This window comes from Dactylosporangium sp. CS-047395, assembly GCF_050942185.1.
Lineage (GTDB): Bacteria > Actinomycetota > Actinomycetes > Mycobacteriales > Micromonosporaceae > Dactylosporangium.
Genome location: NZ_CP192015.1, coordinates 173,835 through 188,441 on the forward strand (window position 1 = coordinate 173,835; position 14,607 = coordinate 188,441).

The window sequence follows — 14,607 nt, forward strand, 5'->3', positions numbered from 1 at the left end:
GAGTCCGGCACGCCGTAAGAGGGTGCGCTGGCCTCGCCGAACGACGGCGCGGGCTGCCCGTAGGCCGGCCCACCGGACGAGGGCGCGGGCTGTCCGTAGGCCGGCCCACCGGACGAGGGCGCGGGCTGTCCGTAGGCGGGTCCACCGGACGATGGCGCGCTGCTGACACCGAACGGCGCCGCCGGGTTCGAGTCGGGGACGCCGTAGGACGGCGCGCCGGACGACGGTGCGGCAGCCGCACCGAACGACGGTGCGGGCTGTCCGTAGGCCGGTCCACCGGAGGACGGTGCGCTGCTGCCACCGAACGGGGCGGCCGGGTTCGAATCCGGAACACCGTAAGCGGGGGCATCGGGCAGCGGCGGCGGCCCGAAGGTGGGCGGCGCGGGCGGCTCCGGCGGGGTCGGCAGTCCGGGAGCCCCGGGCGTGCCGGGAGCCCCGGGAATGCCAGGCGCTTGGAACGGCCCGGGCGAGAACGGCGACGGCCCCGGGAACGGCGGCTGCGGCCCAGGCTGCGGGAACGGCGGCGGCCCAGGCTGCGGCGTCGGCTCCGGTTGGGGCATCGGCTCGGGCGTCGGCGCAGGAGGGTACGGCTGGGGAATCGGCTCCGGCACAGGCGCCGGCGGGAACGGGGTCGGCTCGGGCTGCGGCACCGGCTCCGGACTCGGGAACGGCGAGGGCGTCGGCCCCGGAATCGGCTCCTGAGGCTCATCCTCGGACGGCGCGTCGGCCCCGGTCGAACTGCCGGACTGAGCACTCCAGGACGCGGCACCTGCACCACCCCACGAAGGCGCGGGCGAGTCGTTCTGGTTTCCGGACTGAGCACCCCACGGATCGGCGGGTGCACTGCTCTGCCCACCGCTCCACGAGCCAACTCCAGCCCCCGCGGGCGAGTCACTCCGGTCCCCGGCCTGCCCACTGTTCCACGGGTCGGCGGGTGCGCCGGCCCCGGCACCGGACTGCGGGCTCCACGGATCGGCCGGAGCGTTGGACTGCGAGCCCCAGGAACCACCAGCCACTTCGGGACCCGCCGCGGGCGGCGAACTCCAGGAACCGCCAGGCCCATCGGTACCCGCGGCAGGCTGGGAACCCCAAGACCCACCAGGCACCTCAGCTCCGGCGGCGGGCTGCGAACCCCACGAACCACCAGGAACGTCGGCATCGGCGGCGGGCTGGGAATCCCACGAGCGGCCAGGAGCGTCGGCGCCCGGTCCAGCGGCGGCGCCCGCGTCGGCCTGCGTGCCCCACGAACCGGCGGGCGCGTCGGAACCCGCACTGGCGGCGGCACCCGCGGGGACATCGGCTCCGGCGCCAACCTGGTCGGCGGGGGAGGGTTGGTCGTTGGTCGCGGCGCCACCCCGGTACACGGTCGGCGTGGCCCCACGAGCCGCCTGCGCCGCTTCCTCGGCGCTCACCGTGTGCAGACCCGGAACAGAGGCACTGGCCCGCGCGGCCGCGATCGCAGCACCGCCGACAGCTGCGGCACCGGCCAGCCCGGCCCCGGCGAGCAGGCCATCCGACCCACCACCAGCCGGTGCGTCCGAGCCATCACGACCGGCGAGCGGCGCGTCGAACCCACCACCGGCCGGTGCGTCCGAGCCGCTACGACCGGCGAACGGTGCGTCGAAGTCGCTGCCGCCCACGAGGGGCGCATCGGAACCGCCGATGCCCGCGAGGGGGGCGTCGGAGTCGTTGCTGCCCGCGATGGGTGCGTCGATACCGCTGGCGCCTGAGAGCGGGGCGTCGGAGTCGCTGCTGCTTGCGGCCGGTGCGTCGAAGTTGCTGCTGCCCGCGAGGGGTGCGTCGGAGTCGCTGCTGTTCGCGGCCGGTGCATTTGGGTCGCTGTAGCTAGCGAATGGTGTCTCCGACGCTGGTGCGCCGGAGACTGGCGCGTAGGAGCCGGCGCCACCGGAGACTGGTGCGTTGGCGTCGATGTCATCGCCGAGGTGTGCAGCTGAGCTGCTGTAACCCGAGGACGGTGCGTCGGCGAGTGGTGCGTCCGAGTCGCTGCTTCCGAGGCCGGCAAACGATGCGGCGGCGCTGTCACGGTCGGCTAGCGGGTCACCGGAGGGCGGGAACGGCGAGGCGGGCTCGTCGGCGGGCTCGGGGACCGCGGGGACGTGCGGAGGGCGCTGGGCTGCGAAGGGGTGGATGACGGAACCCGGCTCGTACGCGGGGGCCGGCGACCCACCCGCCTGCTCGAAAGCGGGCTCACCTGGCGAACCATACGAAGGTGCGGCGTCGCTGGGAGATCCATACGAAGACGCGGCCTCGCTCGGCGCACCATACGAAGGCGCGGCCTCGCTCGGCGCACCATACGAAGGCGGACCGTACGAAGGTGCGGCATCGCTCGGCGAACCGTACGAAGGCGGACCATACGAAGGCGCGGCATCGCTGGGAGAGCCGTACGAAGGCGCGGCATCGCTGGGAGAGCCATACAAAGGCGCGGCATCGCTCGGAGGTCCGTACGAAGGCGCAGAATCACCGGGCGGGTTGTACGACGAGCCCGCGTCGCTGACCGGGTTGTATGACGAGCCTGAGTCGGCCGGCGGGCTGTACGACGGGGCCGGGTCGCTCAGGGGGTCGTAGGACTGGGCGCCGTAGCTCGAAGCCGCGGGCGCCTGCTCGGCCGGTGGCTCCGGGGCCTTCCACGGGCGGGCGAAGGCATCCCACGAGGACTCCAGGGGGCTCTGCGGGGTACGCCGCCGACTGGGGAGCGGTGGAGGCTCGTCACCTGCCGGCGGAGAAGACGGTGAGTCCGCAGGAAGCTCGGCCGAAGCAGGAGGCTCGCCCAATGCAGGAAGCTCGCCCGAACCCGAACCCGAACCCGAACTCGAGGAAGAGGCAGAGGCGTCCGATCCCGTCGATTGCCCAAGGGAGTCCGAGGAGTACGTGGTGGCTCGGTAGGTGCCGGGCTCGCGGCGTACCTCGTCGAGGTCGTAGGAGCCCTCCGGAGCCGTGATGCCCGCCACACTCGCCCGGCCGACGATCGACGGAGCACCCGGAATGTCCGAAGAGTCGGGCTCGTCCGTTGCTGGGGCGAAGCCGTCCAGCGGGGTCGGGGCGAAGGGGGGCGCCAGGCCGTCCGAGGGCTCGTCCGCCGCGCGCGGCTCCGGGGCCGAAGGAGGCGGCGGAGTCGGGTCGGTCGGGCGCGGGCCGTAGATGTCCGGCGAAGGGCTCAAGCTCGGCAGCTGGAACGCCGGTGACTCATCGGCAGACGAAGCCGCGACCTCCGAGGAAGAAGCCGAAGAAGCCGAAGAGGGAGAGGAAGCGGCATCCTCGACGGCGGCCACCGAGGGGACCTCAGACGGGGCCGGAGCCGCGTCCGACGTGTCGCCGAACGCCGCCATCATCGCCGCCAGCTCCGGGTCGTCCTCGTCCTCAGAGGCAGCAGCGGCAGCAGAAAACGGGCTGCCACCAGGCCACAGTGCCCCGGCTACCGGCGTAGGCGGAAGTTCGAAGGCCGAATCCGGCACATCCTCCTCGGACGCCTCGGCCGGCAGGGATGCGCCCACCGGTGGAGGCGGCGGCAGCGGTGGCAGGTCAGCGCCGTCCGCCGGTGCGCCGCTCGTCGGGGCCGGGTCGCCGAACGAAGGAGCGCTGCGCGCTGCCTCGCCGCGTGTGCCGTCCCGCGTCTCCCGATCGTCCATCGCTGCCTCCATGAAGCGGGCATCATTGCGTGCCCGACGGGCTCCCCCGTCCGTCGGTCAACGGGTCCACGGTGCCACATCGAGTCACGCAGTGCTGGATCGGAGTCGGCCACAAAAGCGAAACCGACAGAAGAGCGTCAGTTGCCCGAAGCGCTCGCCGAGGTCGTGGCCTGCGTGCTCGCTCCGGCCGCCGCCGAAGATTCGACGACCGCCGGCGAGGACGACTGCGGGTTGGCCGAAGGACGGGGCGGCGTCTTGGAAGGCGTCGGCGAGGAAGACGGCGACGAAGAGGGCGAGGAGGACGGCGACGGCGGGATCGAGGTCGGCGGCACCGTCGTCGGCGACGGGGAGCCGCCCTTGGTCGGGGTCGGCGACACGTACTCCGACGGCGACGGGCTCCCGGTGTTGCCCGGGTTGGCCGGCGGCGGGGCGGTGGTGGTCTGACCCGGGGCCGGTACCGCGTCGAAGATCCGGGTCGCGCCGAACAAGCGCGACCAGCGCACCTCGGCGACCTTGACCTTCTGGCCGCTCGTCGGGGCGTTGACCATCTTGCCGCCGCCGATGTAGATGCCCATGTGGTAGATCGAGCGCCAGTCGCCCATGTTGGTGGCGAAGTACACGAGGTCGCCGGGGAGCAGCTGGTCGCCCGGGCTGTTCACGGTGGGGCGGATGGCGTGCGTGCCGTGGTACATGTCGGCGGCGACGCGCGGGACGGTGACGCCCACCTTGCCGTACGCCCAGTAGGCCAGGCCGGAGCAGTCGAAGGTGTCGGGGCCCTCGTCGCCCCAGACGTACCAGGAGATGTTGACCTTGCTCATCGCGTAGGCCAGGGCCTGGCGGGCCCGCGGGTCGGCCTGCATGCCGTTGATGACCGGGTTGTCGACCAGATTGGGGCTCAGCGCCTGCTCGGCCGCGTCCTGCTCGGCCTCGAGCTGCAGGACGAGCTGGTCGTTCTGCGCCCGCATGGTGACGTACTCGGTGTTCTTCGCCTGGAACTCGGTGTCGATCGGCGTGTAGGTGTTCGTCGCCGTCTGCATCGCGGTCTGGGCGTCCTGCAGCTCCTGGCGCGCGGCCGACTCGGCCTCCTGGGCGCGCAGCAGGTCGCGGGCCGCCTCCTCGCCGCCCGGCTGGCCGCCGAGGCCCGGTGCGAGCAGGCCGAACTGGTGCAGGTCGTTGGCGTAGCCGTTGAGCGGGCCGAGCTGCTGGGCCCGCTTGTACGCCTCGGCCGCGGCGTCGTCGGCCCGCTGCTTCTGCTCCTGGACGCGCTGGCCCGCCTCGGTGAGCTTGATCTCGGCGTCGGCGAGCGCGTTGCGGGCGGTGTCGACGTCGATCGAGGCCCGGTTGCGTTTCTCGCCGAGCTGGGCGACGGTCAGCTCGAGCTGGGCGAGCTCGACGGCCTTGGGGCCGCGGTTCGCGTCGGTGGTGGTGGCCGGCGGGGCGGTCGTCGCGCCCGTGGCGTTGGGCAGGACGAGCTGGCCCGAGGCGATCGGCCGGGAGCCGGTGTCGGGAACGTCACCGCTCGGATCCGCGTACGCCGGCCGCGCGATCAGGGAGCACAGCATGGTGCACACCACGATCGCGGCCTTGACCGGTCGCGAGGGCCGGAAGCGGATCCGTGGCCGGGGCGCAACGAGAGCCGGCATCGGCTCCGCCGCACACTCCAAATCCGGACACGCCGCCCGCAGTACCAGGCCGTTCATCCGCCACCGTCCCCAGTCGGATAGCCACGCCAATGGTCGATCGTCACCGATCGATCAGTCGGTCTGCCGCCCGACCGTGTTTCATGACACTTTTTCTTACCGCACGAAGGCAACACGCGTCGAGTGGTGATCAATGTCAGGTTCGTCAGGGGCGGGTGAATGCGGGGGTAACGGGAGCCCCGACGTACGCTGGCAGCCGTGGATGCTGGTTTGAAGCGTGAACTCGAAGCCAAGGTCACCGCGGGTGAGCGGCTGAGCCGCGAGGACGGCGTCGCCCTGTACGAGAGCGACGACCTCGTCTGGCTGGGTGGGCTCGCCCACCAGGTGCGCACCGAGAAGAACGGCGACCGGGTGATGTTCAACGTCAACCGGCACCTGAACCTGACGAACGTCTGCTCCGCCAGCTGCGCGTACTGCTCGTTCCAGCGCAAACCGGGCGAGAAGGACGCGTACACCATGCGCATCCACGAGGCCGTCGCCAAGGCCAAGGAGATGGAGGACGAGCAGCTCACCGAGCTGCACATCGTCAACGGGCTGCACCCGACGCTGCCGTGGAAGTACTACCCGAAGGTCCTGCGCGAGCTCAAGAGCGCGCTGCCGAACGTCAAGCTCAAGGCGTTCACCGCGACCGAGATCCAGTGGTTCGAGAAGATCTCCGGCCTGCCCGCCGACGAGATCTTCGACGAGCTCATCGACGCCGGCCTGGAGTCGCTGACCGGCGGTGGCGCGGAGATCTTCGACTGGGAGGTCCGCCAGCACATCGTGGATCACGCCACGCACTGGGAGGACTGGTCGCGCATCCACCGCCTCGCGCACAGCAAGGGGCTGCGGACGCCGTCGACCATGCTGTACGGCCACATCGAGGAGCCCCGCCACCGCGTGGACCACGTCATGCGGCTCCGCGAGCTGCAGGACGAGACCGGCGGCTTCACCGTGTTCATCCCGCTGCGCTACCAGCACGACTTCGTCGACTCGGCGGACGGCAAGATCCGCAACAAGCTGCAGGCCCGCACCAAGATGGCCTCGCCGGCCGAGAGCCTCAAGACGTTCGCGGTGTCGCGGCTGATGTTCGACAACGTCCCGCACGTCAAGTGCTTCTGGGTCATGCACGGCCTGTCGGTCGCGCAGCTGTCGCTGAACTTCGGCGTGGACGACCTGGACGGCTCGGTGGTCGAGTACAAGATCACGCATGACGCCGACAGCTACGGCACCCCGAACACCATGCACCGCGAGGACCTGCTGCACCTCATCTGGGACGCGGGCTTCCAGCCGGTCGAGCGCAACACGAAGTACGAGATCGTCAAGGAGTACGACAAGCCGACCCCGCTGGCGGAGCGCCGCTCCGAGCCCCAGCAGGTCTGGGCCTGACGTTACGCTGGGTGCACCATGTCGCCGTTTCTGAAGTACACGCTGGCCCGGTTCGGGCTGTTCGTCGTCGCCGCGCTCGTGATGCTGGTGCTGCCGCTGGAGATCAGCGTGCTGCTCAAGCTCATGATCGCGGTCCTGGTCTCCGCCATCCTCGCGTTCTTCCTGCTCAAGGGCCTGCGCGAGCAGGCCTCGGTGCAGGCCGTGGGCATCGCGGAGAAGCGCACCGAAAAGCGTGATCGCCTGCGTGCCGCCCTCAATGGGGATGATGATGGGGGCGAAAGCGCCACCAAATCGGACTAAAACCATTTAAGCCTTGGATGGCGCTCGGCCATTCGAGGGGGGCTTGATGGGTCGCAGGTTCGTGGTGGCGCTGGCGGTGATCGGAGTGGTGGCTGCGGCGGCCGCTCCAGCGCACGCTGGTCCGATTTATCCGCAAAACTCGGGACAATATCGCGTCGAAGGCACGAAAAACCTTCAAGATCGAAACCGCGTCGCCGGTACTGGCGCAAGCATCGACAACATCGCCGGTGACTCGATCGCGGTGACGGCCACGCCCGGCGAGGCCATGCGCATCGCCAAGCTCGGCTACAAGGTCGTGCGCACCGAGACCGAGGGCTTCCCGGCCGCCGACTCCGGGTACCACGACTACGCCGAGACGCAGGCCGAGCTCGACAAGGCGGTCAAGGCGCACCCGAAGATCATGCAGAAGCTCAGCCTCGGCAAGTCGTACGAGGGCCGGGACATGCCGCTGATCAAGATCTCGGACAACGTGGCCAAGGACGAGGACGAGCCGGAGATCCTCTACGACGCCCACCAGCACGCGCGCGAGCACCTGACCGTCGAGATGGCGCTGTACCTGGTCAAGCTCTTCACGGACGGCTACGGCAAGGACAGCCGGATCACCAAGCTCGTCGACAGCCGCGAGATCTGGATCGTGCCGGACATGAACCCGGACGGCGGCGAGTTCGACCTCACCGGCGGGAAGTACCACAACTGGCGCAAGAACCGGCAGCCGGTCGGCAGCGGGTACAAGGGCGTCGACCTCAACCGGAACTGGTCGTACAAGTTCGCCTGCTGTGACGGGTCGTCGCCGGTGGTGTCGTCGGAGACCTATCACGGCCCGCAAGCGTTCAGCGCCACCGAGACCCAGCGGCTGCGCGACTTCGTCCTGAGTCGGCGGGTCAACGGGGTGCAGCAGATCAAGGCGGCCATCGACTTCCACACCTACTCCGAGCTGGTGCTCTGGCCGTACGGGTACACGATGAACACCACCGCCCCGGGCCTGGGCGCGGACGCGCAGAAGACGTTCGCCGCCCTCGGCCGCACGTTCGCCAAGAGCAACGGCTACACCGCCGAGCAGTCGAGCAGCCTGTACATCACCGACGGCTCGATCATCGACTGGCTCTGGGCCACGCAGGGCGTCTGGGCGTTCACGTTCGAGATGTACCCGAACTCGCCGAGCAAGGGCGGCTTCTACCCGCCGGCCAGCGTCATCACCGCCCAGACGGCCCGCAACAAGGACGCGAGCCTCACCCTGGCCGAGTACGCCGACTGCGCGTACAAGGTCATCGGCAAGGCCCAGCTCTGCGCTACAGCATCCAGTCCTCGGTGAACTCGATCACCGCGAAGTGCCCGCCGGTCGGATCGGCCAGCCGGGCGTAGAAGCCGGCCGAGGCCGGTTCGACACCACGGGCCACCGAGCCGCCGAGCTCGGTGGCCCGTTCGCATGCGGCGGCCGCGTTCTCGACCATGAAGCAGACCGTCCAGTGGTCGGGCACGCCCGGCGGGAACCGGACGTCGATCGGCACCAGGCCGCCGACGGTGTCGTTGTGGTGGTGCAGCTCGAAGTACGGCTGGCCCTCGCTGTCGGCCTCGACCGTGTGCCAGCCGAAGACCTCCTTGTAGAAGGCGCCGGTGCGGTCGAGGTCGTGGGTGGCCAGCTCGTACCAGCAGATCGCGCCGGGCTCGAAGGAGACCTGGGCGCCGCCGAACCGGCTGCGCAGCCACGTGCCGAAGAGTGCTCCGCCGGGATCGGCGAGGACCGCGGCGGTACCGAGGTCGCGCACGCTGGCCGGCGCAACGCGCACGGCGCCCCCGGAGCGGACGACCGCCTCCGCGGTGCCCGCCGGATCATCGGTGGAGATCGAGATCATCCAGGCCGCGTTCCGGTCCGGGCGCCCGGCGCGCAGGCCGGCCGCAGCCCGCCCACCCAGCGTGAAGTGCCCGTCGTCGTTGCGGCTCCAGCCGAACAGGTCCCCGTAGAACCGCTCGGCCCGGGCCGGATCAGGGCTGACCAGCTCCGCCCAGCACGGCGTGCCCGGTGCGTAACCCCGCACTCGCATTTGCCTGTCCTCCGCTCGTCGTGCAGACCGCGATCCTGCCACCCCGGCCCCGCGTCACGACAGCCCCTGGAGCGCGTCTGGCAAGGGGTGCGAATGCAGGACGTCGAGCCGCGAAACGGCACGGGTCAGCACGACGAACAACCGGTTGAGCCCACGCGGCTCGGCGGCGACGATATCGGCCGGTTCCACCACGATGACGTGGTCGTACTCGAGGCCCTTGGCCAGGCTTGCCGGCAGTACCGTCACGCGGGCTTCGCTTTCAGGCGTTTCGGCCAGCTCGACGCCGGCCTGGCGCAGCGTGTCGACGAGCCCCGCCACGGAAACGTCGGCGGCGATGATCCCGACCGAGCCGGGAAACACCAGGGCGGCCCGGGCGGCCTCGACAACCGAAGATTCAACCGCCGCAGTTGTACTGACGGTGAGCGCGCCATCCGTCCGCAGCGAACGAGCCTCGGGGACGTCGACCCCGAGGGCCGGCAGCAGCCGGTTGGCCAGCGCCACCACGGCCGCGGGCACCCGGAAGCCGGTGGTCAGCGGCACCACCCGCGCCTCGGGCTTGCCCAGGTGGGCCAGCAGCACCCGCCAGTCCCGCGCGGCCCACGGCGCCGTGCCCTGCGCCAGGTCGCCGAGCAGCGTGATGGAGCCGTGCTCGCTGCGCCGGGCGATCACCCGGGCCTGCATCGGCGACAGATCCTGGGCCTCGTCGACGACCACGTGCCCGAACGACGCCACCCGGTCGATCAGCCCGGCGGCCTCGTCGATGAGCACCGCGTCCGCCGCGCTCCAGCGGGCCGACTTCGCCGACTTGGGCGGCTTGGCCCAGGTCAGGGCCGCCTGCTCGGCCTCGTCCAGCAGCTCGTCGGCCGGGTCCAGGAGAACCTCGAACACCAGCTGCTCGGGCGTGACGGCGGGCCAGACGTGATCGAGCACCGCGGTCACCGGCGCCGCCTTGCCCATCCGCCGCTGCCAGCCCTCGCTCGGCGAGTCCCCGCGCCGCGCCTCGGACTGCAGCATCAGCAGGTTCACGATCCGCGCCCGGACCCGCTCGCGCCCGATCCCGTACGGCGGAGCCTCCCGCCGCACATCGTCGACGATCCGCCGGACCTGCTCGACCGAGATCCGCCAGCGATACGACCCGTCGGAGACCGTCACCGGCTCCTCGGGCCGCTGGATCTTGCTGAGCAGCCGGCGTTGCAGTACCAGAGCCATCTTGTCGTCGTTTTTGATCTCGGCTGCCGCCGCGGAATCGACCGCCCGGACCGGCGTGCTCAGGAGCCCGTCGATCGTGGACTGGCGCACCTCGAGCTCCCCAAGTGTGGGCAGCACGCTGGCGATGTAGTGCAGGAACGCCGAGTTGGGCCCCACGATCAGCACCCCGGCGCGCCGCAGCCGCTCGCGGTGCAGATAGAGCAGGTAGGCCGCCCGGTGCAGCCCGACCGCGGTCTTCCCGGTCCCGGGCGCCCCTTGGACGCAGATCGACTCGTCGAGCTCGGCCCGCACCAGCGCGTCCTGCTCGGGCTGGATGGTGGCCACGATGTCGCGCATCGGCCCGACGCGCGGCCGCTCGATCTCGTCGAGCAGGATCTGGCTGGTGCCCTGCTCCTCGCCCTTCTTGAGATGCTCGTCCTCGAAGCTGGTGAGCTCGCCCTTGACGAACCCGAACCGCCGCCGCACGTCGACGTCCTGCGGATCGACCGCGCTGGCCTGGTAGAACCGCCGGCTGAGGGGCGCGCGCCAATCGAGCACCATCGGCTCCCCGGCGGCATCGGTCACATGCCGCCGCCCGACGTGGTACTCGTGCTCCTCGATATCCAACCGCCCGAAGAACAACGGCGTGTCGGGGTTGTCGGCGAGATCGGCGATCCGCCGCGCGAGCGCCCGCCCGAGCGTCTCGGCCGCGAACGGGTCGCCGGCCACCTGATCTCCGGTGGCGAACAGGTCTTCGGCACGCTCACGCATGCGCTTTAGCGCACGCCGCGACGCGTCGAGATGCGCTCGCTCGGCGGCGAGCTCGGTTTCGAGTGCGGGCACGGTGATCCTCTTGGAGGTCGCATTCGGCTCGCTCGCGTATCCGGTGCTTTGCTCTCCCCGGCGCGTGGGACGTCCGCTGCGGTCCTACACAACCGCGGCCGTCAAGCGGCCCATCACCTTACGCCACTTGTCTAATACAGCCACCGATTTTCCGCGATGATGTGATGGTCGCGTGGCGCCCTTCGTGGAAGGGTTCGATCGGGAGGTGAGGTGCGGATGAGCGTGGCTGAACTGGAGCACGTCGGTCCGTGGACCGAGGACGAGTATCTCGCTCTCGACGAGACCTCAGAGCGAATCGAGCTGTTCGACGGGAGCTTGGTGGCGAGCCCAGCACCGAACATGCGGCATCAGCACATCTCGCGACGACTGGCCAACATGATCGATCGTCCCGCCGAGGACGCGAATCTGTGGGTTTACGAGGCGATCAATGTCCGGCTGGCGAGCGGGCGGATCTTCATTCCGGATCTGGTGGTCACGCCCGTCCAAAACGCGTCTGTAGCCGACGCCGTCGATGTGGTCCTCGTTGGCGAGATCGTCTCGCCGGGCAACGCGGGCACGGACCGAGTGCTGAAGGTGCAGGTGTACGCGGCCGCGCGGATTGAGTGGTATCTGCTGGTCGAGCCGGACGAGACCGGTTCGATTACGCTGCGGCTGCTTCGGCTCGATGGGCAGCACTACGTCGAGCACGCGGTCGCCAAGGACAGCGAGACGTTGATCGCCGATGGCCCGTTCCGGATCGAGATCGAGGCCGGCGCGCTGCTGCGCCGTCGGTAGGTTCGCGGGTCAGCCCATCAGGGCGGGAGCGCGAGAAGGAGATCTCGTCAGGCGATAAGTCCGAGAAGTCGTGGTGTGGAGCGCCCGACTGTTCGCTAACCGACAAAGCGGTCAGCCCTGGAAGAACGCCGGCCCGCCCGGCGGCAGCGGCGGAACCGCGCCCCGCTCGGCCGCGCGGCGGGCGAACTCGCGGACGCCCGCCACCTGGCGGTCGCCGAGCGAGAAGTCGAGCGCCCGGAAGTACGTGGCCAGGTCGGCCGCCGAGAGGTTCTCCCAGCGCGCCGCCGCCTCCGCGACCTCGTCCAGCTCGGTCAGGCACAGCTCGCGCGAGCGCAGGAACGCCTCGTGCACGTCCTTGACCAGGCCCGGGTGCGCGGCGGCGAAGTCCCGGCGCACGGCCCAGGCGGCGAAGACCATCGGCAGCCCGGTCCACGTGCGCCAGGCCTGTCCGAGGTCGGTAACCTGCCAGCCCTGCCGCGGCGCCTCGTGCATCGCGCGCAGGGCCACGTCGCCGATGATCACGGCGGCGTCGGCCTCGTCGAGCATGCGGGCCAGGTCGGGCGGGCTGTTGAAGTACTCCGGGCGGACTCCGACGTGCGACTCGAGGTACATCTGCGCGAGCATGACGCCGGTCCGCGACGTGGCGCCCAGGGCCACCCGCCGGCCGTCGAGCCGCTCCAGCGGGACCGTCGAGACCAGGTTCACCGACAGCACGGGGCCGTCGCTGCCCACCGCGAGGTCGGGCAGCAGGAGCAGGTCCTCGGCATTGCGCAGGTACTCCACCAGCGAGATCGGCCCGATGTCCAGATCGCCCGCCACGAGCGCCGCGTTCAGCCGCTCCGGCGAGTCCTTGAACAGGTCGACGTCGATCAGTGCCCCGGATCGCATCAGGCCCCAGTAGATGGGCAGGCAGTTCAGGAACTGGATGTGGCCGACGCGGGGCCGCTGCAGTGCAGGCACAACACCCATCGTGCCCCAAGGCCGGCGCGCCACACGGGCGGGGCGGCGTTTCTCACAGCGGATACCCTCATCGCATGCGCCGCCCCCTCGCCGCGTTCGTGCTGCTCGCCGTGCTTGCGGCGGCCGGCTGCTCCGCGTCCGACAAGCCCGAGGCCAGCAGCAGCCACCTGCCGGTCGCCGGCGCCTCCGACACCCCGGCCGAGGCCCCGAGCGCGAGCGCCGCGCCCAGCCCGGCGCCGAGCGGGCCGCTGTTCACCCCCACCCAGCCGGTCAGCGTGACGGTCAAGGGCTTCTGGTCGTGGGCCTACTACGACTTGAAGGAGGACAAGCTGTACGGGAGCACGCCGTACACGACGAGCGACACCGCCTCGATGGCCAAGGCGTGGGTGGCCGCGGACTGGCTGCGCCGCCAGGCCGAGGCCAAGAAGCAGCCCAGCAGCACCGCGCTGAACGAGCTGAGCCGCATGATCCGCGACTCGGAGACCGAGAACACGTTCAAGTACCACGTGGAGAACGGCAACCTGAACTCGATCAAGCGCATGATCTCGCTCTGCGGCCTGACCGAGACCAAGGGCACCCAGAACTCCTGGAGCCTGACCCAGATGTCCGCCCGCGACGTGGCCCGCCTGGCCAAGTGCATCGGCGACGGCCGCGCGGCCGGCCCGAAGTGGACCGACTGGCTGCTCAACGAGATGCGCAACGTCCGCGGCCCGGGCCGCTTCGGCCCGATCGAGGTCCTGCCGGCCGACGTGCAGAAGACCACCGCCATCAAGAACGGCTGGCTGGCCCGCGACGACGGCCAGTGGCACATCGCCTGCATGGCCGTCGGCGACGGCTGGACCCTCGGGATCATGGCCCACTACCCGAGCTCCCTGGGCAAGGACTACGGCGTCAAGACCTGCCGCGAAGTGACCAAGCAGCTACTCACCCAGCATTGACCCTTTCAGATGATCTAGTACGTCTGACGTTTTGTTTATCCTCGCTCGGTGCGAGTACGAGGCTATGCCGCCGCCACCCCCTGCTGGTCGGTGCTGACCAGCCCCGCCCCGGCCACCGCCGCCGCGTTCTACGCCGGCCTCTTCGGCTGGACCACGAGCGCGGCCGAGGACGGCACCACCCTGTTCCACCTGCGCGACCTGATCGTGGCGGGCGTGGCCCCCACCCCGTCGGAGCGCGCGGCCTGGCTGACGTACATCGCGGTCGACGACCCGGAGGCCACGGCCCAGGAGGTCACAGCAGCCGGCGGTACCGTCCTGATGCCCCCCACGGACATCGCCACCCGAGGCCGGGCCGCCCTCTTCGCCGACCCGTCCGGCGCGGTCTTCGGCGTCTGGCAGAAGATCCGCTTCGCCGGCGCCCAGATCCACGACGAACCGGGCTCGATCTGCTGGAGCGAGGTGGTGACCCGCGACGTACCAGCCTCAGCCGCCTTCTACGGCAAGGTCTTCGGCTGGATCGACCAGGAGGGCACCTCCCCGGACACGATCCACGAGTACCACGAATGGATCTCCAACAACCGCGTCGTGGGCGGCCTGAGCATCATGGACGCGAACTACCCGCCCGGCACCCCGCACCACTGGCGCACGATTTTCTCGATCGACGACTGCGCCGGCTTCATGACCCGCGCCACCGACCTGGGCGGCCGCGTCCTGGCCGGCCCGGTCGACGCGGGCATCGGCCAGGCCTGCTCGATCCTCGACCCCACCGGCGGCATGATCCTGGCCATCGAGGTCGTCCCCGAACTCCGCGCCCTGATGGGCTGACCCACCCGCCCGGTCAGGATTT

The 14,607-nt window shown here is 70.5% G+C and carries 10 protein-coding genes; 6 read left to right on the plus strand and 4 right to left on the minus strand.

Translation table 11 applies throughout. The features are described from left to right. Window positions 1–3,784 precede the first annotated feature (3,784 nt). Window positions 3,785–5,209 (minus strand): NlpC/P60 family protein, encoded by a 1,425-nt coding sequence (locus ACQP00_RS00835; RefSeq protein WP_433212869.1) that lies wholly within the window; start codon window positions 5,207–5,209, stop codon window positions 3,785–3,787. Between the two features lie 336 nt (window positions 5,210–5,545). Between ACQP00_RS00835 and mqnE the strand changes: the two genes are divergently transcribed. From mqnE to ACQP00_RS00850, 3 genes are all read left to right on the plus strand, one after another. Next, window positions 5,546–6,715, plus strand: a complete 1,170-nt coding sequence (gene mqnE, locus ACQP00_RS00840; RefSeq protein WP_433212872.1) for an aminofutalosine synthase MqnE — start codon at window positions 5,546–5,548, stop codon at window positions 6,713–6,715. Window positions 6,716–6,733: 18 nt separating this feature from the next. Continuing rightward, on the plus strand, window positions 6,734–7,015 hold the full coding sequence (locus ACQP00_RS00845) for a DUF4229 domain-containing protein (RefSeq protein ID WP_433212875.1): 282 nt from the start codon (window positions 6,734–6,736) through the stop codon (window positions 7,013–7,015). Window positions 7,016–7,256: 241 nt separating this feature from the next. Then, window positions 7,257–8,327, plus strand: coding sequence for a M14 family metallopeptidase (locus tag ACQP00_RS00850; protein ID WP_433212878.1), 1,071 nt, complete (start codon window positions 7,257–7,259; stop codon window positions 8,325–8,327). On the opposite strand, the gene ACQP00_RS00855 is transcribed toward ACQP00_RS00850, so the two are convergent. Beyond that, window positions 8,305–9,057: a VOC family protein gene (locus ACQP00_RS00855; protein ID WP_433212881.1), complete on the minus strand. Its 753-nt coding sequence runs from the start codon at window positions 9,055–9,057 to the stop codon at window positions 8,305–8,307. The genes ACQP00_RS00850 and ACQP00_RS00855 overlap by 23 nt on opposite strands. Before the next feature lie 54 nt (window positions 9,058–9,111). Next, window positions 9,112–11,016, minus strand: coding sequence for a HelD family protein (locus ACQP00_RS00860; protein ID WP_433212884.1), 1,905 nt, complete (start codon window positions 11,014–11,016; stop codon window positions 9,112–9,114). A gap of 288 nt (window positions 11,017–11,304) precedes the next feature. Here ACQP00_RS00860 and ACQP00_RS00865 point away from each other — a divergent pair, with 288 nt between their 5' ends. Beyond that, window positions 11,305–11,862: a Uma2 family endonuclease gene (locus ACQP00_RS00865; protein WP_433212887.1), complete on the plus strand. Its 558-nt coding sequence runs from the start codon at window positions 11,305–11,307 to the stop codon at window positions 11,860–11,862. 111 nt (window positions 11,863–11,973) lie between these two features. Here ACQP00_RS00865 and ACQP00_RS00870 read toward each other — a convergent pair whose 3' ends face one another. Next, window positions 11,974–12,822 (minus strand): menaquinone biosynthetic enzyme MqnA/MqnD family protein, encoded by an 849-nt coding sequence (locus ACQP00_RS00870; RefSeq protein ID WP_433212890.1) that lies wholly within the window; start codon window positions 12,820–12,822, stop codon window positions 11,974–11,976. Window positions 12,823–12,896: 74 nt separating this feature from the next. On the opposite strand from ACQP00_RS00870, the gene ACQP00_RS00875 reads away from it, so the two are divergent. Together ACQP00_RS00875 and ACQP00_RS00880 are read left to right on the plus strand one after the other, a co-directional pair. Next, on the plus strand, window positions 12,897–13,760 hold the full coding sequence (locus ACQP00_RS00875) for a hypothetical protein (protein WP_433212893.1): 864 nt from the start codon (window positions 12,897–12,899) through the stop codon (window positions 13,758–13,760). Between the two features lie 48 nt (window positions 13,761–13,808). After that, window positions 13,809–14,585, plus strand: coding sequence for a VOC family protein (locus ACQP00_RS00880; RefSeq protein ID WP_433212896.1), 777 nt, complete (start codon window positions 13,809–13,811; stop codon window positions 14,583–14,585). Window positions 14,586–14,607 lie beyond the last annotated feature (22 nt).

Excerpts from the sequence above, each read along its gene's own strand:
- ACQP00_RS00875 (WP_433212893.1), top strand. The coding sequence starts at position 12,897 with ATGCGCCGCCCCCTCGCCGCGTTCGTGCTGCTCGCCGTGCTTGCGGCG.
- ACQP00_RS00860 (WP_433212884.1), bottom strand. The coding sequence starts at position 11,016 with ATGCGTGAGCGTGCCGAAGACCTGTTCGCCACCGGAGATCAGGTGGCC.
- ACQP00_RS00855 (WP_433212881.1), bottom strand. The coding sequence starts at position 9,057 with ATGCGAGTGCGGGGTTACGCACCGGGCACGCCGTGCTGGGCGGAGCTG.
- ACQP00_RS00835 (WP_433212869.1), bottom strand. The coding sequence starts at position 5,209 with ATGCTGTGCTCCCTGATCGCGCGGCCGGCGTACGCGGATCCGAGCGGT.
- ACQP00_RS00845 (WP_433212875.1), top strand. The coding sequence starts at position 6,734 with ATGTCGCCGTTTCTGAAGTACACGCTGGCCCGGTTCGGGCTGTTCGTC.
- ACQP00_RS00865 (WP_433212887.1), top strand. The coding sequence starts at position 11,305 with ATGAGCGTGGCTGAACTGGAGCACGTCGGTCCGTGGACCGAGGACGAG.